Origin of the sequence: Fuerstiella sp. (assembly GCA_022447225.1) — a bacterium.
In the GTDB taxonomy this organism is placed as follows: domain Bacteria; phylum Planctomycetota; class Planctomycetia; order Planctomycetales; family Planctomycetaceae; genus S139-18.
The window spans coordinates 215819-239210 of sequence record JAKVAZ010000008.1 but is presented as its reverse complement, the minus strand read 5'-3'; the positions used below and the strand labels follow the sequence as shown (position 1 = coordinate 239210).

Sequence of the window (23392 nt, the reverse complement as noted above, 5' to 3'; positions counted from 1 at the left end):
TCAGGACTGATCGTCATGGTGCCTGACCTGACACTTGTCACTGCTCACCTCTGTTCAGGCTGCTACGTTACTGTCATGACTGACAGTAACGTAGCAGTACACAGGATCTGTCTTTGCAGGTACCAATGCGCATCTCAACGCATGACGTGCTGATGGACCAACAATTATGAATATCAATGTCCGCTGTCTCGTGTTTGTCGGTATCAGTTGGCTTGTTTTGCTGACCTGCACAATGACGTATGCACAGTCGGAGGTAAATTCTGTTCTGTACGACCGACTGGCTTCCGAAACCACTGCCGCAGCACTCTCGCTGACAGATGACCAGCAGGCCTCGATTGCCTCGATCATTGCTGAACGGAATATCGCGTTAAACGCTGCGGAAGACGATGGGGCGAAAGCCGGAATTGCTGCGGAGGCTCAGACAAAACTGGAGGCTCTTCTGACAGAACAGCAGCAAACCAGGCTGGCTGCACTCATTGAGAAACCACGTATCAGATTCAATTTTCGATTTCAGAAGTGGGCAGAAGTCCTGTACTGGGTTGCCGGTGAAGCCGGACTGTCGCTGGCGATGCAGGAAGCTCCTGAAGGTACGTTCAATTATTCCGACCGTCGCGAGTATGAACCCGATGAGGCAATCGATTTGCTGAATGGCTGGCTGATGATCAAGGGTTTCACGCTGGTGCGTCGGGATCAGCAGCTCATGTGCATTTCACTTAAAGATGGTATTCCGGCCGGAACAGTCCCCCGTATTCCGCTTGAAGATTTACCAAAACGAGGAAGATTTGAGTTCGTAAGCGTTTTGATTCCCCTGGACAAACGCGACGCCAGTCTGGTGATGACTGAGATTAAACCGCTGGTGAGTGCGTGGGGTGACGTGAGAGCGATGGCCGCGACAAAACAGCTTCTGGTCACTGATTCAGCTGAAATTGTTCGCAATATCCAGCAGGTTGCCATGGACGTTCCACCACCAAGACCTGCACCAGGGGGCGGGCCGAAGCCCGTATTGACAACTTATCCCGTGCAGCATCCAAACCCTGCTTCGGTTGTCGACGTTCTGAAAAAATTTGTTGGGGGCACAATCGTCCTGGACGAAACCGCTTCTCAGATCACTATCAATGCGGTCCCGGAACAGCATGCGCGAGCAGTCACCCTCATGAAGCAACTTGAGGAGAATCAGGGACCGGACAAGCGTCCGGAATTGAAATCCTATCCGGTGCGCGCCAACAACGTCGAGCAGATGCTGAAGACTCTCCGGCTGGCCGTTCCATCTGCCACGTTGCAATATGATTCAGCAGCGCGTCGGCTTGTGGTGTTCGCGAACTCCCTTGATCACCAAAAGCTCACAGCCGCGATGCTGGAACTGAATCCTCAGGGCGTCGTCGGCGATAAGCAGTTGAGCGTTCATCCGCTGAAAGACATCGATTCTGAAGTTGTTCAAAAACTGATCACATCAGTCCTTCCCGATGTTCGCGTCACCGTTGATCAACGAACATCAACACTGATCGCCGTCGGTCGGCTGGCGGAGTTGCGAGCTGTGCAGACGCTCGTGGACCAACTGCAGCCTGAATCAGCCAATATCACCAGCCCGGTGCTGCGGCCCTATTCCGTGCCGTCTGCACTGAGTGCAATGGCAAACACCGTCATTCAGTCTGTCGTTCCGAAAGCAGCTGTGACACCGGATGTGGCCAACGAACGTCTGCTGATCGTTGCTCAGCCGACAGACCATGAAACGATTGCAGCAACTCTGGAAACATTGTCCCGGGATGTTGCAGCGGAGGGTCTGACGCTCAGGACGTATTCCTTACCCGAACAGGTGGACAGCGAGACCTTCACAACGATGCTCCGGTCGGTTGCCAAAAAGGCGACCGTCCAGACGGATGCGGTCAACAAACGCCTGTTGATCACCGCTTCAGCTGAAGAACATACGGCCGCGGAGCGTCTGCTGGAGCAACTAATGACGGGGCTTCCGGATTCTGAAAGGCGCCTGCGGTCTTATGCAATGCCGAACGAAGTCAGTCCGGATACCGTGACGTCGATGCTTAAGACGCTGGCTCCTGAAGCTTCGGTTGTGATTGATGCGGCCAACGCACGCATTCTCGTCACAGCCACAGATGACCTGCAGCAAAAAGTTGCTGTGGTCCTTGATCAATTGACCACCGGAACGTCTTTGAGGAGACCAAAGCTCAAGACGTTTCCACTGCCCGATAATGTGACGGCAGAGACGGTGAAATCACTTCTGACTCCAGTGACGCCGGAAGCAATTGTTATGGTTGACTCCGTCGGCAAACGAGTTTTTGTGACAGCGATACAACAGGATCTTGACGTGATTGGGCCGATGCTGACACAACTGACCGGTGATCAGGAAATCAACAAACGTCGTTTGAAATCGTACCCACTGAGGGCTGATATCCAGCTGGCAACTGTGACAAATCTGTTGAACAGTTTAACTCCGAACGCCGCCATCACTTCAGATACGGCCGGCCATCGGCTGCTGGTGACCGCCACTATCAAAGACCACGAACTCATTAACTCTGCCATTGATCAGATCACTCGGGACGTACGCGGTGAACTTGCTCAACTGCAGTTCTATCCGCTGGAACGAGTCAGTGGCGATTATGCGGTTAGTGTCCTCGGGGCGATTGTGCCTGGCATTACCATCACGCATGAGCGAGAAACGCAACGTCTCTCTGTGGTTGCCTCCCAGACAGATCATCAAATCGTCCGGCAAACACTGCTCAAACTGGAATCGGCCGCGCCTGAGAAGCAGAGACGGGAACTCCGGGTCTACGGTGTTACAAATTCGCAGCGAGCACGGTTTAACACGGTGCATCAGGGACTGTCTGATGAAATTCCGGGGATTCAGGTTCTCAGCGGCGGAGAACCTGGTGAGATGATCATCTGGGCAAAACCGGTTCATCATGAGATCGTCGATACCGTACTGGCGCAGCTTGACGGTGAGATACCGGCTGATCAGAAGCCGTCACTGGTCGTCTACCCGATCACTACAGTGGAAGCAGATGGTGTGGCGGAAATTCTTCGTGAGATTTTTCCGGATGCGTCGATTAAGGTGGATTCTCGCGGATCCCGACTTCTGATCAGAGCCCGACCGCAAACACAGGTGACAATCAAATCGGCGATTCGGCAGCTGGATACAGAAGCACCGGAAGGCCGTGAGATCCGGCTGATGGTGTACCCGGTCAAAGGTATCAGCGCGGAAACGGCAATCTCACTGATCAAAGACGAGGTTCCCAAAGTTACTGTGATTCGTGATCAGGCGGCTGAGACTCTGATCGTTCGAGGTCAACTGGAAGAACACCAGAAAGTCGCGGCATTGCTGGACACGCTCAGTTCGTCAAACGTGGACAAATGGACTTCTGTCGTTTATTCGTCGTTTCACAGTGACCCGGAACGGCTGCGTCTGTTCTTCGAACGGGTTTATCCTGAGTCCACGGTGATCGTTGATGATAATGCCCGTACGTTGACCGTCCATGCGACAAAGGAGGATCACGTTCAGATAAAAAAGACAATTGACGAGTTGTCTCGAACAGACAGTGACAGAGGAAACCTGCTGGAACTGAAGTTCTACAGTGTTCGCCGCGATCAACATTCAACAGCTCGGTCACTTCTGGATTCGGCTGTTCCCGATCTGGATGTGAAGGTCAGCAGCGACGGCACACAACTCATCGCTCTGGTCACACCAGATCAGGATGCAAAGATCTCAGCGATAGTTGATCAGCTGGTCACTGCGACTGCGGGAGCTCTGCGGAAAACGACCGTCATTTATGATGTGACCGGGACGAATCCGCAGGCCGTTCGTCGTGCACTCGTTCCGATCACTTCGACTGACGATTCTGTGCGAATCACGGTAGATGCGGCGAGCAAACGTCTGTACATCCACGCGTTTGAGGATCGTCACGAAGATATTCGTGCGGTAGTCGATCAGATTGTATCCGCGTTTAAGCAGGATGCACAAACACAGGTGACCGTCTATATCGTGGCTGATGGAAAGGCCGGCGAGACTCGGGAGATCCTGACCGTTCTGTACCCTGATATAAAAATTATTGCCAACAGACACGGAAACGCCCGAACGTTAACTGTTGTGGCGACAACCGAGGATCATATCCAGATAAGAAAGACGATTGATGAACTGTCTCAGGCAGACGCGGACAGAAAAAACCTGCTGGAGCTGAAGTTCTACCGTGTTCAGCGCGATCAGCTTTCAACGGCCCGGTCAGTAGTGAATTCGGCTGTTCCTGATCTGGATGTGAAGGTCAGCAGCGATGGCACACAGCTCATCGCTTTGGTTACACCAGAGCAGAATGCAAAGATTTCAGCCACTCTTGATGAACTGGCCACAGCGACTGCGGGTGCTCCTCGGAAAACGACCGTCATTTACGACGTCACCGGGACAGACCCGGAGACCGTTCGCCGTGCACTGGCTCCGTTCACTTCGACCGACGATTCTGTCCGAATTACGGTGGATGCCAACAGCAAACGTCTGTACATCCATGCGTTTGAGGATCGTCATGAGGATATTCGTAAGGCAGTCGATCAGATTACGTCAGCGATCAGGGACGGGGCACAAAATCAGGTGGCCATCTATTTCGTGGGTGAAGGAAACGCAGTCGAAACTCAGGAGATCCTGTCTGTGCTGTACCCGGATACAAAAATCATTACCGACAGACGTCGACGTATGATTATTGTCACGGCTGCACCGGATCAGCAGGAACGAATCAAGGTGGTCGCTGAGCAAATACGAAAGGCGGTTGAAGATGGAAACGGTGTGATTCCAAAGACCTATGAAACAGCAAACCTGGACGGTTCGTATGTTCAGTCTGTTGTTCGGGAACTGTTTTCCGGAGATCCTGATTTCCTGGTGAGTGTCAATCCTGCAAACGGACAGACCGTAGTGTTTGCCCGGCCTGACCAGCACGAAAGGATCAGTGAACTGCTGGTGCAGATCGACGTTGAACCGAACGCTGCTGCGAAGATTGTCAGAGTGTTCAGGACAGCGCCAATGACGTCGGCAACCGTGATCGCTGCATTGAAGCCTCTTGTTTCCGGACAGACTACGTTTTCCACTGCACCAGCCGGAGACGAAATGGTCGTCATCGCACCGGCGGCTGAGCAACTGAAGATCGTCGAGCTGATGCGGCAAATGGGGGTTTTGCCGGAAAATGTTGAAAAGAGTCTAGCCACATATCGAGTAGCACCACTTGATGCACGTACTGTGATCAGTGCACTGGATCCACTGGTTTCCGGACATGTGACCATGTCACCCGAAAGCGGTGGTCGGAACATCATCATTAGTGCTCCTGCCGAAGAACAGGCGAAAATCGCAAAGCTGGTGCAGCAAATGCGTTCTCGTCGCTCCGAAACCGAAGGAATCGAAATACAGTCTTACCGTCTTGGGCGGGGTCAGGCGCGGGCCGTGATCTCGGTTTTGAAGCCGATGTTTCCTGATGCCACACTGGTGACGGACCGCAGGGCGGAAACGCTGGTTGCCACGGCGCTGCCCGAGGAACATGAAACCATCGCCGAAGTCGTTAAGCAAATGACCGGACAGGGCGACGAAACCAAACAGCCGGTAGCGAAGAGTTATCTGATGCGTCAGTACGACGGGAGCAAACTGACTGAATTGCTGCAAACAACATTTACGGCGTCAGACGAAGTTCGTATTAACTGGGATGACTACAACAAAAGAATTGTGGCCGTCGCACGTCCCGAACAGCAGGAAACCATTAAGGCAATCATCGAGGAACTTGATCCGCGGGACGGTCCGTATTCGCGGCACCTCGAGTTTTATCCGGTGCCAAATCTGGATCTGGAAACTGTGAATCAGGTTGTCGACGGCGCCATTCGTCAACTGGATCCTGCAGCCCGGATCAGTAAGGACCACGGCAGTGAAACTCTGATGGTTACCACACACGAACGTGGTCATCAGCTTGTCAAAGACACGATCAGCCGATTCACACCGAACGAACCGCAACGATTAAGAATCTTCCAGTTGTCGTTTATAAGTCCGGAAGAAGCATATAACGCGATCGATCGGATGATCAGTCGGCGGATCCAGGATGATCACCGCAGGCCGGATGTGCATCCGGATGACAATCTGCAGCAACTGTGGATTCGCGCTACTGACATGCAGCTGAAGGAAATCGAAGAGTTGTTGGTGCAGCTGGGTGAATCAGGTGTGGCCGGCGGCGAAACAGGTGGTTCAGACGTCAATCTGCGCATTGTGCCCGTCGGAGATGATGTCCAGGGCGCAATTCGACGTATTGAAGAACTGTGGCCGCGGATCCGCGATAATCCGATTCGGATACTGCAGTTGGAAGACGCTGATCCGCAGCATGAGCAGGACTCCGTTCCAGGTCAGTTTTCTGTTCCGCCGGAAAAATTAGGTTTTGCTGAGACGTCGGGATCGGCTTCCCGCGGCAAATCGAATACTGGTGATCATGGTCCTGATCATGTTGTCTCGGCAGTAAACTCCGGTGACGCGGTGCAAACATCGATTGTCAGTGACTCGGGTGCTGTTGGTCCTGCGATTACGACAAGCGAAGAGCTGCAAAAACGCGATGGTACAGATCCCGTCATTCTCATCCCCGGTAACAGGCGGGTTACACTCGCATCCGACGACACGGATGCTCTGAATCAGCTCGAGTCACTGTTGAGAGCGATCGGTGTCCAGGGGGCCGGTGATGCCGGTAACCGTGACTTTTCGATTCTACGGCTGAAAAACACAGCGGCTGCGGAGGTGTCGGCTACGATTCAGCAGATTCGTGAGGAGACGGACGGCATCGCCTATTTTGGTGATATTGCAGTGGTTGCCGAAGAGCGTCTCAATGCTCTGATTGTATACGGAAGTCGCACAGATCGCCGTCGGTTGGAACCGCTGCTGTCGGTGCTTGATTCCAGGCATCGTGACGGTACCCGAGCGTATCAGACCGGGTTACTGTCGCTTAAATACGCAAATGCCGCGCGAATCGAGAATATTCTTCAGAGTCTCTATAAAACACAGATGACGGCAGGTGGAAGACGGGCCTCTATGGGAATCCCGAGCGGTGTGCCGTCAGAAGTTGCTACGGTCTTGCGACAAATCAATGCGGCGGCATCGGCACCGTTGCTCATGATAGAAACTCAAAGAGAAACGAATTCGCTGGTCATCAAAGCCCCAGCGGATCTGCTTGCAGAAGTCACAGAGTTTGCTAAAGAACTGGATGAAGCGGCTCTTACCAAACGTGCCAGTGGAATCACTCTGTTGCCTTTAGAAAAATCAAGTTCAAAGCGTGTCATGGAGATCTTGAGTCAGGTACTGAAATAGAGAAAATATTGGTTTTCTGGTCCAGCATCCGATTGAATTCCGGTTTTCACGGGGTTCTGTCCAAAAACGTCTGTGAAAATCAACTTCGTTCCAAAATGACTAAAAAGGCTCCGGTTTTTGACTGCGACGTGTGGAATTGTTGTGGGCTTTCTCAACTCCTGCACGGATTTACCCTCACATTGTTCTTCCACAGGACAGCGGAACACGGTCATCAACGTCAGGAAGCTCTTGCCAATCTTGGTTTCCATGTATAGAAATCGTGTCAATTCCTTCCCGGATAGTGCTGCTCACATCATTCACTCCTTCATTTTGCTTCCCTGTCGGTGATCCAAACTAACGTAGCGAGCGCAAGGCTCGCTCACTGTTAATGCTTTGTTATCAGGGTCACATTCTCCCACCACGTTACAACCTCCTGATCCCGCACCATCCTGCCGGCCAAACTGGTTTTGTGTCCAAATGAGTGCCACGTTGAGTCCTGCTGAAACCACAGACGTTCCTGTGCGCACGTTGTCGTCACAGGAATTAAGGTCTGCAAACGAATTGTTTTCCGCGGGGGACCAGCTGGATCGTTTTGCCAGCGAACATGGTTTTGACAATGAGCTCGATGCATTGAAGTCAATTGGTGACACACTGGGTATGCCGGTGGTCGATATGTCCGGTTTTGAACTGGACGATGCCGTTCTTCAGGACTTCCCCATTCGACTGATCCATCGCCACAGTGTGTTCCCCATCAATCGTGTCGATGGCACGATTAAACTGGTTTTGTCCAATCCATTTGATATTCAGGCAACCGACGCCGTTGCGGCTGCAACCGGACAGTTTGTGAGCCCGATGCTGGCACTGCCTCACGAGATCAACACACTGATCAAGACGCATCTGGGCGTTGGTGCGGAAACACTGGACGGTCTGATTGCTCAGGCAGACGAACAGGACGGCATTGAAGTCCTCGGTGATCTGGAGTTCGACGAATCAGAAGCTGCTGCGATGGCTCAGCAGGCTTCTGTGGTGCGGCTGGTCAACGATATTCTGGCCGAGGCCGTCAACGTTCGTGCGAGTGACATTCATATGGAGGCACAGGCCTCCGGAATCAAACTGCGTTACCGCATTGACGGTGTCCTGCAGACTCAGCCATTACCTGCGGAGATGAGTCGGTTTCAGGCAGCAATCATCTCTCGCCTGAAAATTATGGCCCAGCTGAATATCGCTGAAAGGCGTGTTCCTCAGGACGGCCGAATCAAGATTCGCGTATCCGGTCGGGAAATCGACATTCGCGTTTCCATCATTCCGATGCTGCATGGCGAGGGGGTCGTGATGCGGGTACTGGACAAGGACGCCATGTCCTTTTCGCTGCACGGCATCGGAATGGAACCGGAAATCTGCGAACGATTCGGTGACTTGATCCGTCTGCCCCATGGGATCGTGCTGGTCACCGGTCCAACCGGCTCCGGCAAGACGACAACGCTGTACAGTTCGTTGTCTGAGATCAAAAGCGAACGTAACAAAATCATTACAACTGAAGATCCAATCGAGTATCAGCTGGAAGGTATCAATCAGATCCAGGTGAATCCTAAGGTTGGACTGACATTTGCCGCGGGCCTCCGCAGCATTTTGAGGCACGATCCGGATGTTGTGCTTGTCGGAGAGATTCGAGACTTCGAAACTGCTGAAAATGCCGTTCAGGCGTCGCTGACCGGACATATGGTATTCAGCACTCTTCACACGAATGATGCGGCAGGATCATTCATGCGACTGATTGACATGGGAGTCGAACCATTTTTGGTTGCCAGTACAGTGGAAGGGGTAGTGGCTCAGCGTCTGGTTCGAACACTTTGTCCGGAGTGTCGAAAACCATACATGCCTTCCATGGATGAGTTGCCGTCAGACTTTCCCGAAGAAGTACTGACAACCGATGAACCGTTCTATTATCCCGGGGGCTGCCGAAGTTGCCGAGGGACAGGATACTCAGGACGGATGGGGATCTATGAACTGCTGGAAACCAGTGACAATATTCGTCAACTGGCCAATGATCGTACAGGAACAAATGCTATTCACAGAGCAGCTGTTGCCGGAGGCATGAAAACGCTGCGACACGATGGATGGACCAAGGTGGCCAGGGGCGTCACGAGTATTGACGAGGTCCTGCGAGTGACCCGGGCCGACTGACAGACACCGGATCTATAGTCAGCCGGTCGCTGGCTTATGGAATCCGGGGGGGAGCACTGAACATTTCACACGCACCACTGGCGTGGATGGCACGTTATCTTCTGTGTGCGCCGGGATATGGTTGGACACCGCACAAAGCACTCTGTTTCAATTGATAATGCAGGCATTCGCGTACACCGCCAGAGACATGAAAGGTCAGAACGTCACAGGGCTGATCACAGCAGACTCACGTAACGATGTCATAGCTCTGCTGACCGATCGGTCCCTGTTTCCGATGAGCGTGGAGCCGACAAAGAAAAAGTCGGCAGTGACGTTCTCTTTTAGCGGACGTATTAGTACGGAATTGCTGGCAGCCACTCTTACACAGTTGTCTGATTTGCTTAGCAATGGAGTTCCTCTGTTGCAGGGGCTGGAGATATTAATTCAGCAGTCGCCCGGCGAACGCATGCAGACTGTACTGTCTGACATACGCAGTCGCGTGTCGGAAGGGCAGCAACTGCACGAAGCGATGGCGGCGCACAGTGATGTCTTCAATGAATTGACACTGAGCATTATTCGAGCCGGAACAGAGGGAGCGTTTTTGGAAAAATCTTTGCAGCAAACCGCGGGATTTCTGGAACGTCAGGAGGAGCTCAACGGAAAGATTCGCGGAGCAATGGCCTATCCGGCGTTCCTTTCGGTCGCAGGAATCACTGTGACCATCGTATTGATTGTGTTTTTCGTTCCAAAATTTGCAGACATGTTCAGCGAACTGGAACGAAACGGGACGCTTCCTGTTGCAACCATACTTTTGTTGCAGCTCAGTGATATTCTGGGAAGCGTGTATGGAGTTCTTGTGGCGATTGGGGCTGCAGGCGCTGTGATTGGGATTCGCAAATGGATGGTGACACCCCGGGGACGAAAAATTGTCGATGGTACGAAAACGAAGTTGCCGGTGTTCGGGCCGCTGTTCCTGAATGGTGCAACGTCGCGGTTCTGTCGAATACTGGGGACCCTTCTGCGAAACGGGGTTCCGATGCTTAAGGCCCTGGAAATCAGCAGCGATTCAGCAGGCAATGTTGTCCTGGGAATGGCCATCCGTGATTCTGCCGAGAACATTTCCTCCGGCGCCACGCTTTCTGAACCATTGTCCGCGTGCGGACTGATTCCCGGAAACGTGATGGCCATGATCAGTATTGCCGAAGAGGCCAACAATCTTGAAGACGTACTCACCAGGATCGCAGATAGTCTGGATAAACGAGTGTCACGGCAACTGGACAGTATGGTACGTCTGATTGAACCCGCGTTGTTGATGGTGATGGGTAGTGCCGTTTTGTTTGTGATCGTGGCACTTCTGCTGCCGGTGTTTGAGATGAGTTCAAGTATTTAAGGAATGAAAAAAGTGAGTTGGCATCGGTCTGTGACCTGTCGACGCTAATGATTGAGTATCACTGTGGAATGAGCCCGCAACCGGAACGCACTGCGGTTCGGGATTTGATTCCTCGGTTATGTCTAACATTAAGGATCCCGTTGGTTGTTTCACTGCGGGACCGGGACTGAAGACTTTCAAAGAAGGAGCACACTTATGAAAAAAATGCAGAAAAGAAACAATTGTGCCGCTGGTCGCCACGGCTTTTCGCTTATCGAACTGTTGATCGTTCTGGCAATTTTGGTGCTGCTTGCATCTTTGGTGGCTCCTCGTTTGTTGGGAAGTCGTGAAAAGGCCAATGTTGATGCCGCTAAAACACAAATCAGTTTATTGAAGACAAGTCTGGAAATGTACAGCCTTCACATGGGAGGCTATCCAAGTACGGAACAGGGGCTCAAGGCCCTTGTCGAACGTCCGTCCAGCAGCTCGTTGAGTGAAACTTCCGGCGATGACGGCTTCGGCGGCGATGATGAATTTGGTGTCGAAGAAGATCTGGCTGACCTTGGACTCGATGACGAAGCAGAAAGCCTGGACGGGGACAGCGGGGGAAATTCCAACTGGCAGGGAAGCTACCTCAAATCGGACAGTCTGCCAAAAGATCCGTGGGGGACCGCTTATCGTTATGAGTTTCCCGGTCAGAACAATAAGGTTGGTGAACCGGATATCTGGTCACTTGGTCCTGACCGCAAAGACAACACCGCAGACGATGTCGTAAGCTGGTCCGGTAAACGCAACAGCGGCGGCAACCGGAGTGACAGTGCTGATGAAGGATTTGATACCACAGACGAGGATCCCGACGCCGGGGCTGAAATTGATCTGGGCGAATAGCTGTATTTTGCGCGATACGTCAGTGTGTATCAGGGCGTTATGATGATTTCCCCCTGCAGCAGAAGACGCGGCCATGCTGAGGGGCAGGCGAACCGCGGCAGTTGTGGTTTGCCTGTCATCATACGCCCTGGATTCTCGCTTATTGAGTTACTGATCGTGCTGGCGGTTCTCACGATTGCAGCAGGGTTCGTATTGCCTGCACTGAATGGACCACTTGAACGCAGTCGTCTTCGTTCAGGGGCAGTCCGTGTTCAGAATGCGTGGGGCAAGGCTCGGTCGTTTGCAATTCGTGAGGGCAGATCCATGACGTTCCGCTGCAGGCCTGGCGGCAGGAGCTGGAAAATTGAACGCAGTCGCCAAACCACCGATATTGAAATCCCGTCAGTAAATTCGGAGAACCAGGAAGGTGGGAGTACGGAAGATGAATCAACAAGCAGTCGGCTAAAAACTGACGGTGGCGACGGGTTACTCATGCGTGAAGGCCGTTTGCCGGATGGTGTTTCTTTCGTGAACTTCGAATTTATTGGTTTGCCGTACAGCAATCAGCATCAGGTTAGTGACCGGAGTCTGAGTTCAGCGATGGTTTCGGAGACAGAGCCAGATTGGTCGATGCCTTTGACGTTTCGGGCGGACGGTCGGTGTCAGGATGCCTGTCTTCGTATCAGCGGGGCCGATGACTTTGCTATTCTGGTGAAGATTCGAGGTTTGACATCCGGAGCGAGTTTCACTGCTCCGTTTCGTGAAACACAGACATCCACTGATCTCGGGAGACAACAGTGAGATCGCGTCACTCTTCACAGGTGCCGGGGACGCTGCCCCGCTGCGGTTTCAGTCTGATCGAAATCATTATGGCAACGGCCATTCTGCTAGGTAGTGTCGTTGTCCTTGCGCGTCTTGCGGGGCTGGGGCGAATTCACGCACAAAATGCTTCGGGACTGACTGAAGCACAGCGTATCTGTGAAAATACTCTGACCGAGATGATGTTGGGGCTTCGGCCTCTTTTCCCGGTTGAATCTGCTCCGTTGTTAGCGCTGAAGCCGGATGTTTCCGTCGCTCAAAGCACACAACAGATTCTGCGTCCAGGTTTACCTCAGGGCCGATTGGTCGAAAACAATGACTCCGTACGCTGGCTGTATTCCGTTCGGCTTAAATCAGTCCCGGATCTGCCGGGACTGACTATCCTTACAGTGGACGTTGCTGAGGCCCGACAGTCCGGTCATCGAGGAGTTCAATATTCACTGACACGATGGATTCGCCGGATGTCACCGGACGCACGGGTTGACGATACCAGCGACGGTACACAATTAATCGAAGGCAGTATTCAATGAAGTGCCTTCGAACAGACTCCTCGGGTACATTTTCGGCGTTTCTTCGACCGGGAGCACGTAGATTGGTCGGTCGCCGTGTGGCCGAAGTGAGAGCATGGTCATACCGAACCTCAGTGCCGCGGTATGGTTATACGCTCATTGAAATGATCATCGCCGTTAGCCTGACGGCTGTTCTGATGACTGCCGTCTGGGGCCTGATGTCAATGTATGCGGCACTGCAGAAGGCCGGGGCTGACGTGGCCGCCGAACAACAACTCGTGCGATCTGTTTTGCAACTGATCCGTGACGATCTGGAAACCGTTACGTTGCCCGTGACAGAAAACACAACCGAATATCACGATCCGTCTGCTGTATTTGATGACGTGGAGACAGATGCCGACACCGTTACTGGCGGCCTTGATCATGATCGATCCAGCTTCATCTTTGACATCAACAACCTGTCCAACAACCAACATAACGGACCGGCCGATGTGTTGATTCGGGGCACATCTGAGGTTCTCAGGATAACAGTGCCGTGCGGCGGGGGATTAACCGCGTCCCTCGATGATGCCGGTTTGCCTGCGAATGATGCCGCTGAAACAGACGGTGTCACACCGTCTGTGAATGAATTTCAAACCATCATCTATCAGATTCTACCTTTTGGCTCCACACGTGAAGGTGATCTGCCATTTGGTCTGTATCGAATACAGGCCAATGCGGTCCGACTGCTGGCGATGCCGGATCGACGTTCCCCGCCGGATGGTGACTTCCTTCGAGATGATCTTCGTCTGGATCGCAGCAATATCGAAGAATTGCTGTTTCTACCGGCCAATAATTCCACGGAACGACATCATTCACTGTTGAGACCATCATCGTGTGAACTGATTCCCGAAGTTGTTGACTGTCGGTTTGAGTATTCCGGTGGAGAAGGATGGCAGCCCGACTGGAAATCGAATGAAGCGGGACAACTGCCGCGTGCAGTCCGAATCACACTGGATGTGGTTTTGCTGCGTGAGTTCGACGAGATGCACGCTGTCAATCTTTCCCAAGGTTCGTCAGGACGTCTGGAACGACGACTTCATCTATCGTTCGTCCGGAATCAAATACAGACCCGCAGTCCCCTTACAGCGAACCTTCAATTGACTCCCCGTCGCTACAGTGAGTTGATTTTGCTGGATTCCACAATGGAAGCCGCTGGCCGTATTCCCGGCCACTCACTTGCCGGAGGTTCCTGGCAATGAGGCGTCGTTCTGCATCTTCTTTGAACAGGTCACGTACCGGTGTGATTCTGATTGTGGTACTGGTTTTGGTGGTGATGATGTCACTGACCGGTTTTACCTTTATGAATCGTATGGCGACAGAATACGAAGCTGCGGTGATCAACGGTGAACTCCGTCAGGCAAAGCAGACACTGGCCAGTGCCGAAACCTTTCTGGTGCTTCTGGCCGAGCGTGAGGCTGGTCAGCCGGAACCGTTTGGTCGTCTGCATCACGATCAGAGATTGTTCGTCTCACGTACGATCAAACCGGCAGACAAGGCATCGGCGAACATCGATACCTTGTCTGTGTCTCAGGATTTCCCGTGGCAATTTTCTGTTGTTAATCAGTGGCCGGACGCGTTGACGGAACATCAGAATGGCGACGAATTTCGTGAGTTTATTCATCGGCCGACGATCCGATTCGGTCTGGAGAATGAATCGGGAAAACTGCATTTGGGACGTGTTCTGCAGTGGGAACACGATACTACAGGAGCCGGGCGAAATGTACTGATGGAATTTCCCGGTATGACAGTTGTGGCCGCTGACAGTATTCTGGACTGGATTGACAGTGACGATCAGCCTCGTGAATTTGGCGCAGAACAGGAATACTACGCTCGGCTCAACATCCCATACACACCTCGCAACGGCGTCCCCACGTCAGTTGAAGAGCTCTTGTTCGTCAAAGGAGTGACGCGAGCTGCTTTTTACGGGAGCCGACAGCGACAGGATGATGAATCATTAAACGGTCTTTCATGGACCGATCTGTTCACCGTCCATTCTACTGAACCTAACAAAAGTCGTTTCGGCAGAGATCGAATTAATCTCAACAATGTGTTTCCGGCTGGTCACATTGATGATGCGGGTGAAATTGATACGGAGCTTTCGTTTCTTCCACAGGAACTGTTCAAGTACATTCTGCTTGCTCGACTCTACGGAATCTCACGTCCTGCGGCTGTCGTTGATGAGTTCTCCGGTTCAGCCCAAATACGGGCATCGGAGGCTAAAGCGTTTCTGAACGAGTTGGTGATTCCGGACAGTGATGAGTTTGTTCTGAAGGAGATCGTTAGCCTGGTCGATTTGGTGGATACGTCGGTTCGATTGCCGCAGCTCGCTGGTGGAAATCTGGTTGTCAGCCCATTGAACTCAGAGAGTCCGGAGTTTCCTGAGATAATGAAAGAACTGGAAGATCGTGTCACAGTCAGCATTAATGAACGATTTGTCGGCCGGATTAACATTAACACGGCGACGGAACCGGTTCTGAGAGCATTGATGGGTGATGAGGGCGTGGTTGCCCGAATCATTGAGCAGCGAAAAACTCTTGATGCCCGCGAACGGGAGTCCACTGCCTGGCTGCTGACTCGACAAATGGTGGACTACAATACCTATCGCCAAATCTATCCGCATATTACCACACGTGGTGCAGTGCATTCAGGAGAGATTGTGGTGTATCGGAATTCGGGGGGGCCGTTTTTGCGTCGCAGACTTGTGATTGATGCGTCCGTTGTGCCGGCCCGGCGTGTGGCCTGGCTTGATCTGACGCACCGTGGTCTGCCCGTTAGATTGTCTTCACTGGTGTACGATGATGGACAGTTGAATACCGGGAGACAACCTGGACTGTGATGCCGCCTGCAGCGGTCCGAGACACAATCGAACAAAGAGTACACCCATGAGCAAATTTCTTGCTGTCAGCTGGAATTCCCAATCACTCCATTACGTGTTTGGTGAAAAGCGGAAAGGCGATGCTGTCCACGTGTTGGCAGCGGGAGAAAAAAAACTTGTGGAATCCGTTCAGTCTGATTCTGACGGACCAGCACCCGATGTGTTGCGTCGGTTAAGGGAAATCACTGACCAATTGAAGGTCGGGCGGGCAAAACTAATTCTTTGTGTGAATCGTGGTTGCGTCGAGTCCGTTGAGTTTACTGTTCCACCTGCCACCGATGACGAACTTCCGACCCTCGTCCAGAACATGGCTCGAAGACAGTTATCAGGTCCCGGTGAAGATGCGTCGATCGATTTCATCAGTTTCCCGCCGCGGGATGATGGTTCAGGCTATGTCAATGCTATGGCAATGGCACCGGAAGACGAACAGCTGATTCACAACCTGGCGGAATTTTCCGGCTGCACAAAAAACAGTGCGGTCGTGGTGACCCATCCGTTGCGAGTTTTTGTACCGGATCAGCAGGAAACTGATCAATCCGCAGTGCTGGTTGTGAGCGTTGGCTCGCAATCAGCCCATCTTCTTGTTGTCAGGCATCAACGTCCTGTCCTCTCACGAACGCTGAGTCTGGCGCGAGGGCAAAGTCGCGAAGCCGAAGCTCGCTTTGTTACCGGAGAGATTCAGCGGACGATGCTCTCCATCGGGGACCGGCGCGAGAGAAACGTTGAGGTCAACAGGGCCGTACTTGTTGGTTCACCGCTGGAAACGGAAATTCTGGCCGGTCAGCTGGAGGGGCGTGTTCAGCTTGCCATTTCACACGTTTCTGCGTCGAAGCTCGTGACCGGAGACATCGCGGATCTTGAGCAGGGGGCTTATGCCCCACTGATCGCAGCCCTGCTGGAAACTGCCAGCGGCGTGACCCCGGCTGTGGATTTTCTGAACCCGAGACGTCCGTCGGCATCAAGCGGCCGGAGAAATCGATGGCTGGCCGTCGCTGTCCTGCTGCTGATCCTCAGCGGCGGAGGCTGGTACTATACAGACTCACTGTTTGCAGAACAGCACAGGGAGATTGCGGAGCTGAAGGCACAACTCGAACCGATCACTGAGAGCCTGCGGAAAACAGCACCACTGATACGGCAGGCATCCGGACTGTCACGTTGGGAACGATCTCGTATGAACTGGCTGGATGAGATTCGCGACATCACGATTCGCATGCCATCCAGTCCCGATGTGTCGGTGCGGCAGTTTGCGGCCACACCGGCCCGCACGGGATTTACGGTCACGTTTCAGGGAATATCAAGTTCACCTGAAGCTCATCGTGCCATGGAGATTGGAATTCAGGATCGCTATCACACCACGCGTACACCGTCGTTTAGCGAGAGTCGCAGCGGGAAAGACGTTGTTTGGAATTTTCGAACGACACTGCAGATTCTCAAGCGGGAAAACAAAGACTATACAGCTCACCGGCAGTCGGACTGGCCAGGTGATTTACGAGAATCCGGAACCACCAGATCCCCGCAGACCAGATCCCCGCAGACCAGGATCACAGAACAGGCGGAACAGGAACCATCGCCACCGGCGGATAAACCATTCAGACTGCGCGATGAACCAAAGTCCGGGCCAGGGGCTTCACAGTCATGAACGATAGACGTCGACAGGTACTGCTGGGTGTTCTTCTGCTGATCGGTGGCGCCTGCGCCGGTGACTATTTTTGGTATGAAAAAGTTGAGAAACCACTCGATGAACTCAGGCTGGAATACACCGGGTTGCTTGAAAAATTTGAGAAACGAACCCGGACACTCAAACGTGCAAAGGAATTGAGAAGGAAAGTCAGCCACTGGAAAAAGCAGGCGCTCCCGGCCCGTACGGAGACAGCCCGATCACTGTACCGCAACTGGTTGCTTGAGACGATTCGTACCTCGAAACTGCGTAATGCCCGAGTCGATTCAGGAACTCCTTTATCGAATGCCGGTTTTAAAATTGTGCCGATCAACGCACAGGCACGAGGCACACTTAGTCAGATTACAGATGCTCTGTTTACGTTCGAGAATACGGCACTGCTGCACAGAATCGACAGTATTCGACTTACACCAATCGGTAAGAGTGGCCAGTTCGATCTGGCGATGAGCATTGAAGCTGTGATGATGCCCGGAATTAAACGGAAGATACTGAAGCCGGCTCATACGCAGCGACTCGTCTCTCCTGATCGACGCAGTTATGACATCGTCGCCCGCGACAATATCTTTGGTGTTGATGTCGATCTCAGGGATCCTATGAAAATGACGAAGCTTACGGGCGTAATCTGGCGGAACGATGTTCCTCAGGTGTGGATCACGGAACAGATCGGCAATCGACTGCACAAGCTGAGAGCCGGAGCAACATTCGATACCACGGCACTCAGCGGACGAATCGTGGAGATCGGGGAAGACTGGACCATTGTTGAGTCGGGGAATCAACAGCTTAAGTTGACGATGGGCCAGAGTTTTGCCGATGCTGAAACGGTATCGACCCGATGACAGCAGTGATGGAGGAGCAACTGCGGATCGGGGTGGAACAAGGTTATGGTGGAACTTTCAGACGGTTGCCACGCCGGAAAACTGAATTTCGTAACGACAGGAATGCTTTGACGACTGTTTCAACAGTTGTTGGGTTCTCAGGCGGTCAGGTTGTAACAGCATACCGGTCCTGCAAGGGCGTCCGTTGGCTGGTAACGTGTCAGGAGTTCAACCCCAGGCCGTCTGCGCCTGGTTTCGCCGGTGTCTTTGATCCTGCTGACAGCGCTATGTGGCAGGAGTGTCAGGCTGGCGACCCAGTGCGAGCAGTCCGACGATCGTGAGTATTATTCCGATGATCGCAGGCAGACTCAGGTGTTCGTCAAACAATGCTACTGCTCCAATTGCACACACAGCGTTTTGTGACGCATTGATCACGTTCAATCGATTCACATCGATGACGCGCAGCGCATGAGCGATCGCGAAAAAGGCTATTGCATTAGCTGAACCGGCCGCCAGCAATATCGGCCATTCGCAGACTGTTGCCTGCTGAATAACGTGCCACCCTGACAGAAAAACAGCGCCGGTGGCGAGCAGGACGCCGCCCACAGTGCTGAACACGATCAAAATCGACTCCACTGCGAGTTCAGACCGCACAAACCGGCGAATCAAGACCCCGACCGCTCCGTACGAACATCCGGACAATACAGCAGCACTGATACCGGTCAGGATTCCTGCTGAATTTTGATGTGAGACCCTGGAAGGACCTGCAATGTCCGACTGACCGAATGTTGTCCCGATTGACAGCAGCACAATGGCCACCAGCATCACGCTCATTGCCTTAACAATTTCAATTGTAATCGGATCTCCCAGAAGAAGTCGTCCGAGGCTCGCTCCCGTGCAGATGATGCAGGCGAAGACCAGTGGAACGGTGATTCCCAGACCCAGATATCCCAATGCTGTCTGAAACGACAGATTTCCGCCAAACTGCATCAGCAGCGCGGCACCTGTGAGTGCAGGCAGCATGCGGAGTGGCGGAAATGCGTCCAGGCCCATTACACACCGACGCAAAACCAGGGCCCAGGCAACGATGCCCATGGGCATCGTTTTCATTGCCGTTACCCACCACTCCCATCCACTGCCATCACTCCCTGCGGAGTCGGACAGGTATCGCAGTCCAAGATTGACGAGCGAATAGCCGACTGCTGCGATGCTGCCAAGAACAAAACCGTCCCTCAGGATGCCGATTCCCGACGTGGGCTGTGCCTGCATTCCATCTTCACGATTCGGAACCATCGATTCCAAATTTCTTGAGTCTGCTGTAGAAGGTACTGCGAGGTATCTTCAGCTTCCTGGCTGCAAGCGACTTGTTTCCGCCTGCTGCGGCCAGGGCCTCCACCAATTTTGAATATTCCTCGATGGAACTGACGGATGTCTCAAGAGTTGTCTGTACCACCGGAGCCGAAGAAATCGAATCGCCCATCCAGACGGTTGGCTGACTCCCGCGAGTTGCCACACTGTCAATCACGATGTCTGTACTCCTGACGACATCATCCGGCAGATCGGCCAGTTGAAGTGTGTCACCGTCAGCCAGGACAACGGCCCGTTCAATCGCATTTTCAAGCTCGCGAATATTGCCTGGCCATGAATATGCTTCCAGTGCGGACAGTGCACCGGGATCGATTTGTCGAATTTTTTTTCCGGTCTTTGTGACGGTGTTTTTTAAAAAACAGAACACCAGTTCAATGAGGTCTTCGCGCCGATCTCGAAGAGGAGGCAGAGTGATACTTACCACATTAAGGCGATAATAAAGATCTTCACGAAACGTTCCGTCACGAATCATTTTTTCCAGGTTGCGATGGGTTGCTGCAATGACTCTGACGTCAATTGAAATCGAGTCATCACTGCCTACCGGTTCAATACTGCGTTCCTGCAGCACCCGCAGCAACCTTACCTGCGTTTCCAGTGAAATGTCGCCGATCTCATCTAAGAATAGTGTTCCCCCTTCGGCTGCCTGAAAACGACCGGATTTGCTTGAGTCTGCTCCGGTAAAGGCGCCACGAACATGTCCGAACAATTCGCTTTCAAGAAGTGACGGTGCCAGCGCTGCACAGTTGACACTGACGAACGGTTCAGAACTTCGCTGGCTGTTTCGTTGAATGACTCGAGCCAGTAATTCCTTACCGGTTCCACTTTCGCCGCGAATCAGTACCGTTGAGACGCTCGCTGCTGCCTTACGAGTTGTTTCAAGGACCTGTGAAATCGCATGACTGGTGCCACGCAGTTCCGACCTGTCAAAATTTTGGTCGTTTGTAACCTCTCCGGTTACAAGAGATGGCTGATCGATGGACATCAGTTCAGCCCGAAGCACAGATAACTGACGCTGCTGTTCGGAAATGTGGTCCACTTTGACCTGCAGTTCGGATGTCAGTCTGGCCAGATTCTGGTTCGCACGTGAACTGTGTAGCGCCAGAAGTGTCATCTGACCGATTGCTCTGAGGAACGCAATGTCCTCAGCGGAATAGGCCGTATCAGATGCACGTCTACCCAGAAAAATTGCTCCGGCAAGTCCCTGGTCATCTCTCAGGGTGAAGATCAGTTCGGAACCTGTTTCGTCAAGGAGCTGCTGGACGCCGACCAGCGTTTCCCTGCTGAACGCCGGCACACGCAACACGACCGGTTCCGAGGATTCCAGCAGTGTGACCCGGTCCGATGGAATCGAGGAAGGTGCGTCGGGTACATCGTACGCGCCAATGAGCCGAAAGATTCCGGTTCCGTCACGCACGAACATCATGGCAGATGATGCATCCACCACTTCACGGCAGGTACGCAGGGTCATATTGGCCATGGCCGTTGGATCGGTAAGATGTCCGGCGGCCTGGTTGAGCTGGTTCAATGCCCGGTCGAGTTGATATTTTTCACTGAAAAACCGCAGGTCGATGGCGGCCTGCAGCCGGTCCCGCATCCACAGCGCGAAGCTGACTGCAATTACCAGTATTAAATACAGAGCCAGTCGCAGGGCAAGCGACGTATTCCCTGGAATCGAATATTGATTCGCAGACACGATACCTGCCGCAAGCAACCCTGCGAAAGTGGCCGTAACCACCACCGTCACAATCCGATAGGAGCGTCCCCGATGCAGCTTTTCATCCGCCAGAATCAAACGATGCTTCAGCATTCCGTGAGCGAATGCGGCCATGAATGAACCGCTTGCGACGAACATGGGTAATTGTGCGCCGCCAAGTACGAACACGTCTTTGCTGTAAAATGCGAGACATATTGTCCAGATGACAAATGGAGTCGAAAAAAGAGTTGCCTTAAGAATTGTCGAGGCCTGACGATGCTCGATCACCGTTTGAGTTCTGCGACGCCCGAAGACAATGGAAACAACGGTCGCTCCGAAGTACAGGCCGGCAATCATGATGCTGGAATATATGACCTGACGCAGCCGGAACAGTAACTGCCAGGAAACAGCCGTTGAAGGCAGGGATGGATCACTATCATTCAGCAGGCTTCGGGCCACACCCGATAGTTGCTGTATGGGGCTTAAGCTACTTGCTCCTGTGTTGCCATTCAGACAATAGGCCGACCAGTAAATAAACGTGATCAGCAGTCCTGCAATTCCCATCGGTGCATATATTCCGGCCAGTGTGATTCGCCGATGCTTGGTCAGTGAACTGACTTCCCGGGGGAACTTAAGGAAAAAATGCAGTGTGGTGGCGGGTACGCCGGCAATGCAGATGATGAACGGAATATTCAGCAACGGATCTCCGGCAATGATCCACCAGTGAAAACCGCCCACAAAAGCAACCATTGTAAAACTGGACATAATGCAGAACGTCTGAGCAACAGAATCTGTCGGCCGCTGCCAGAACCCGGTCAGGGCGACGAGCAGGATGGCAGACTGAAACAGAAACCACAGCACCGTCATCAAAACACCACTTGTGTTGGGCGGTTTGACCGCAACATAAGTAATCAGTGGAACATCAGACGGTGCAGCATCGTGCCGCAGAAATTCAACTCGTACATAGCGAATGGCGGCCCCGTCAGTTTCCGGATGTAAAATCTCAACGAGTGGCCGCTGTTCCGTTGCTTCCGTAGGATCGGAGCCGGGAGGTAACGTCGCACCTGATTGCAGCTTGGCCGATCTCAGATTTCCGATGGTAGAAAGGAAGTCAAGGAACGTACGAACGGGACGATCATTAATCGAGACAAGTTCGTCACCACCTTCCAGGACATATCCAATGCTCTCGCCGCCAAACTTCACTAAGGTGACGGTTGAGTTCTCCGATTGTGAGCTCAATGTTTTCGGGAACAGACAACGCATACCCAATTCAGGAAACGTTGCCACATACCACAGCACGATCAGCGCATAGATCATCGAAAATGCCACAATCAGCGGCACTGTAAAACGAACCAATCGTGAGTTTTCGGTAGGTGAAAGTGATGACATGTGACGGCGCCGAACAGGGTTGACGCTCGACAGTACCGTTTCGGCGCCGAAAATTCAATTGTCGGCGCTGTGTGGAGTGCCGGTTGCCCGATGCATATTGGTACTTTTGGTTAATGAAAACATTGATGATTGTGATTGACTCTGTGTTCGGCGCACAGGTTTGGTTTGATTGGCATAAACGTTGCTACGAAGTGAATTCACCCAGCAAGCCCTTTTGGTGGTTGTAGCGTTTTAATCGAGACAAGAATTCAGGTAGTCACCCAGCTCCTGTATCTGACCCCAGCTCGATTAAGTCCCAGCGTGACAACCCCAAAGGGCTTTTTTAATGCCGGCTCCTTTGGCGTTAAGTTACAGTGGGAGTCGCAGCAAGTGTGTGAGTAAATAGGAAGCTTGCGGTGCTTAATCCGTTCTTTAGTTGACGGGAGCCGGCGTGGGCCGCGTCGAACTGAAACCGGGAGTGGATGTGGTTTTGCGTTTGAACCGGCCGGGAACCAGGTGTTTCTGC

At 52.8% G+C, this 23392-nt stretch carries 13 protein-coding genes; 10 read left to right on the top strand and 3 right to left on the bottom strand.

The genetic code is table 11. The features are described from left to right. Positions 1 to 166 precede the first annotated feature (166 nt). On the top strand, positions 167 to 7321 hold the full coding sequence (locus MK110_10230; GenBank protein MCH2211671.1) for a hypothetical protein: 7155 nt from the start codon (positions 167 to 169) through the stop codon (positions 7319 to 7321). Here the strand turns inward: MK110_10230 and MK110_10225 are convergent. Continuing rightward, positions 7306 to 7569 carry a hypothetical protein gene (locus MK110_10225; protein ID MCH2211670.1) on the bottom strand — a complete coding sequence of 88 codons (264 nt, stop codon included), beginning with the start codon at positions 7567 to 7569 and terminating at the stop codon, positions 7306 to 7308. The genes MK110_10230 and MK110_10225 overlap by 16 nt on opposite strands. Positions 7570 to 7777: 208 nt before the next feature. Between MK110_10225 and tadA the strand changes: the two genes are divergently transcribed. From tadA to MK110_10180, 9 genes are all read left to right on the top strand, one after another. Beyond that, the gene (gene tadA / locus MK110_10220) at positions 7778 to 9484 is read left to right on the top strand and encodes a Flp pilus assembly complex ATPase component TadA (GenBank protein MCH2211669.1); all 1707 of its coding nucleotides are present in this window, start codon (positions 7778 to 7780) and stop codon (positions 9482 to 9484) included. A gap of 157 nt (positions 9485 to 9641) precedes the next feature. Then, positions 9642 to 10853: a type II secretion system F family protein gene (locus MK110_10215; GenBank protein ID MCH2211668.1), complete on the top strand. Its 1212-nt coding sequence runs from the start codon at positions 9642 to 9644 to the stop codon at positions 10851 to 10853. A gap of 195 nt (positions 10854 to 11048) precedes the next feature. Next, a complete protein-coding gene (locus tag MK110_10210) occupies positions 11049 to 11720 on the top strand; it encodes a type II secretion system protein GspG (GenBank protein ID MCH2211667.1) in 672 nt (223 codons plus the stop codon). 42 nt (positions 11721 to 11762) lie between these two features. Continuing rightward, positions 11763 to 12500, top strand: coding sequence for a prepilin-type N-terminal cleavage/methylation domain-containing protein (locus MK110_10205; protein ID MCH2211666.1), 738 nt, complete (start codon positions 11763 to 11765; stop codon positions 12498 to 12500). Continuing rightward, positions 12497 to 13048, top strand: a complete 552-nt coding sequence (locus tag MK110_10200; protein ID MCH2211665.1) for a prepilin-type N-terminal cleavage/methylation domain-containing protein — start codon at positions 12497 to 12499, stop codon at positions 13046 to 13048. Before MK110_10205 ends, MK110_10200 begins: the two co-directional genes overlap by 4 nt. Further along, positions 13045 to 14268: a GspJ family type II secretion system protein gene (locus MK110_10195; protein ID MCH2211664.1), complete on the top strand. Its 1224-nt coding sequence runs from the start codon at positions 13045 to 13047 to the stop codon at positions 14266 to 14268. Before MK110_10200 ends, MK110_10195 begins: the two co-directional genes overlap by 4 nt. Next, complete coding sequence (locus tag MK110_10190) at positions 14265 to 15905, top strand: general secretion pathway protein GspK (GenBank protein ID MCH2211663.1); 1641 nt, start codon at positions 14265 to 14267, stop codon at positions 15903 to 15905. The genes MK110_10195 and MK110_10190 overlap by 4 nt, the downstream gene beginning before the upstream one ends. Positions 15906 to 15951: 46 nt before the next feature. Continuing rightward, a complete protein-coding gene (locus MK110_10185; GenBank protein ID MCH2211662.1) occupies positions 15952 to 17583 on the top strand; it encodes a hypothetical protein in 1632 nt (543 codons plus the stop codon). After that, on the top strand, positions 17580 to 18458 hold the full coding sequence (locus tag MK110_10180) for a hypothetical protein (GenBank protein MCH2211661.1): 879 nt from the start codon (positions 17580 to 17582) through the stop codon (positions 18456 to 18458). The genes MK110_10185 and MK110_10180 overlap by 4 nt, the downstream gene beginning before the upstream one ends. A 264-nt stretch (positions 18459 to 18722) precedes the next feature. On the opposite strand, the gene MK110_10175 is transcribed toward MK110_10180, so the two are convergent. Then, complete coding sequence (locus MK110_10175) at positions 18723 to 19730, bottom strand: EamA family transporter (GenBank protein ID MCH2211660.1); 1008 nt, start codon at positions 19728 to 19730, stop codon at positions 18723 to 18725. Continuing rightward, the gene (locus MK110_10170) at positions 19714 to 22887 is read right to left on the bottom strand and encodes a sigma 54-interacting transcriptional regulator (GenBank protein ID MCH2211659.1); all 3174 of its coding nucleotides are present in this window, start codon (positions 22885 to 22887) and stop codon (positions 19714 to 19716) included. The genes MK110_10175 and MK110_10170 overlap by 17 nt, the downstream gene beginning before the upstream one ends. Between the last annotated feature and the right edge of the window lie 505 nt (positions 22888 to 23392).

Bases quoted from the DNA above. Each gene is read 5' to 3' on its own strand.
- MK110_10230 (MCH2211671.1), top strand. From the start codon at position 167: ATGAATATCAATGTCCGCTGTCTCGTGTTTGTCGGTATCAGTTGGCTT.
- MK110_10225 (MCH2211670.1), bottom strand. From the start codon at position 7,569: ATGGAAACCAAGATTGGCAAGAGCTTCCTGACGTTGATGACCGTGTTC.
- tadA (MCH2211669.1), top strand. From the start codon at position 7,778: ATGAGTGCCACGTTGAGTCCTGCTGAAACCACAGACGTTCCTGTGCGC.
- MK110_10215 (MCH2211668.1), top strand. From the start codon at position 9,642: ATGCAGGCATTCGCGTACACCGCCAGAGACATGAAAGGTCAGAACGTC.
- MK110_10210 (MCH2211667.1), top strand. From the start codon at position 11,049: ATGAAAAAAATGCAGAAAAGAAACAATTGTGCCGCTGGTCGCCACGGC.
- MK110_10205 (MCH2211666.1), top strand. From the start codon at position 11,763: ATGATTTCCCCCTGCAGCAGAAGACGCGGCCATGCTGAGGGGCAGGCG.
- MK110_10195 (MCH2211664.1), top strand. From the start codon at position 13,045: ATGAAGTGCCTTCGAACAGACTCCTCGGGTACATTTTCGGCGTTTCTT.
- MK110_10190 (MCH2211663.1), top strand. From the start codon at position 14,265: ATGAGGCGTCGTTCTGCATCTTCTTTGAACAGGTCACGTACCGGTGTG.
- MK110_10185 (MCH2211662.1), top strand. From the start codon at position 15,952: ATGAGCAAATTTCTTGCTGTCAGCTGGAATTCCCAATCACTCCATTAC.
- MK110_10180 (MCH2211661.1), top strand. From the start codon at position 17,580: ATGAACGATAGACGTCGACAGGTACTGCTGGGTGTTCTTCTGCTGATC.
- MK110_10175 (MCH2211660.1), bottom strand. From the start codon at position 19,730: ATGGTTCCGAATCGTGAAGATGGAATGCAGGCACAGCCCACGTCGGGA.
- MK110_10170 (MCH2211659.1), bottom strand. From the start codon at position 22,887: ATGTCATCACTTTCACCTACCGAAAACTCACGATTGGTTCGTTTTACA.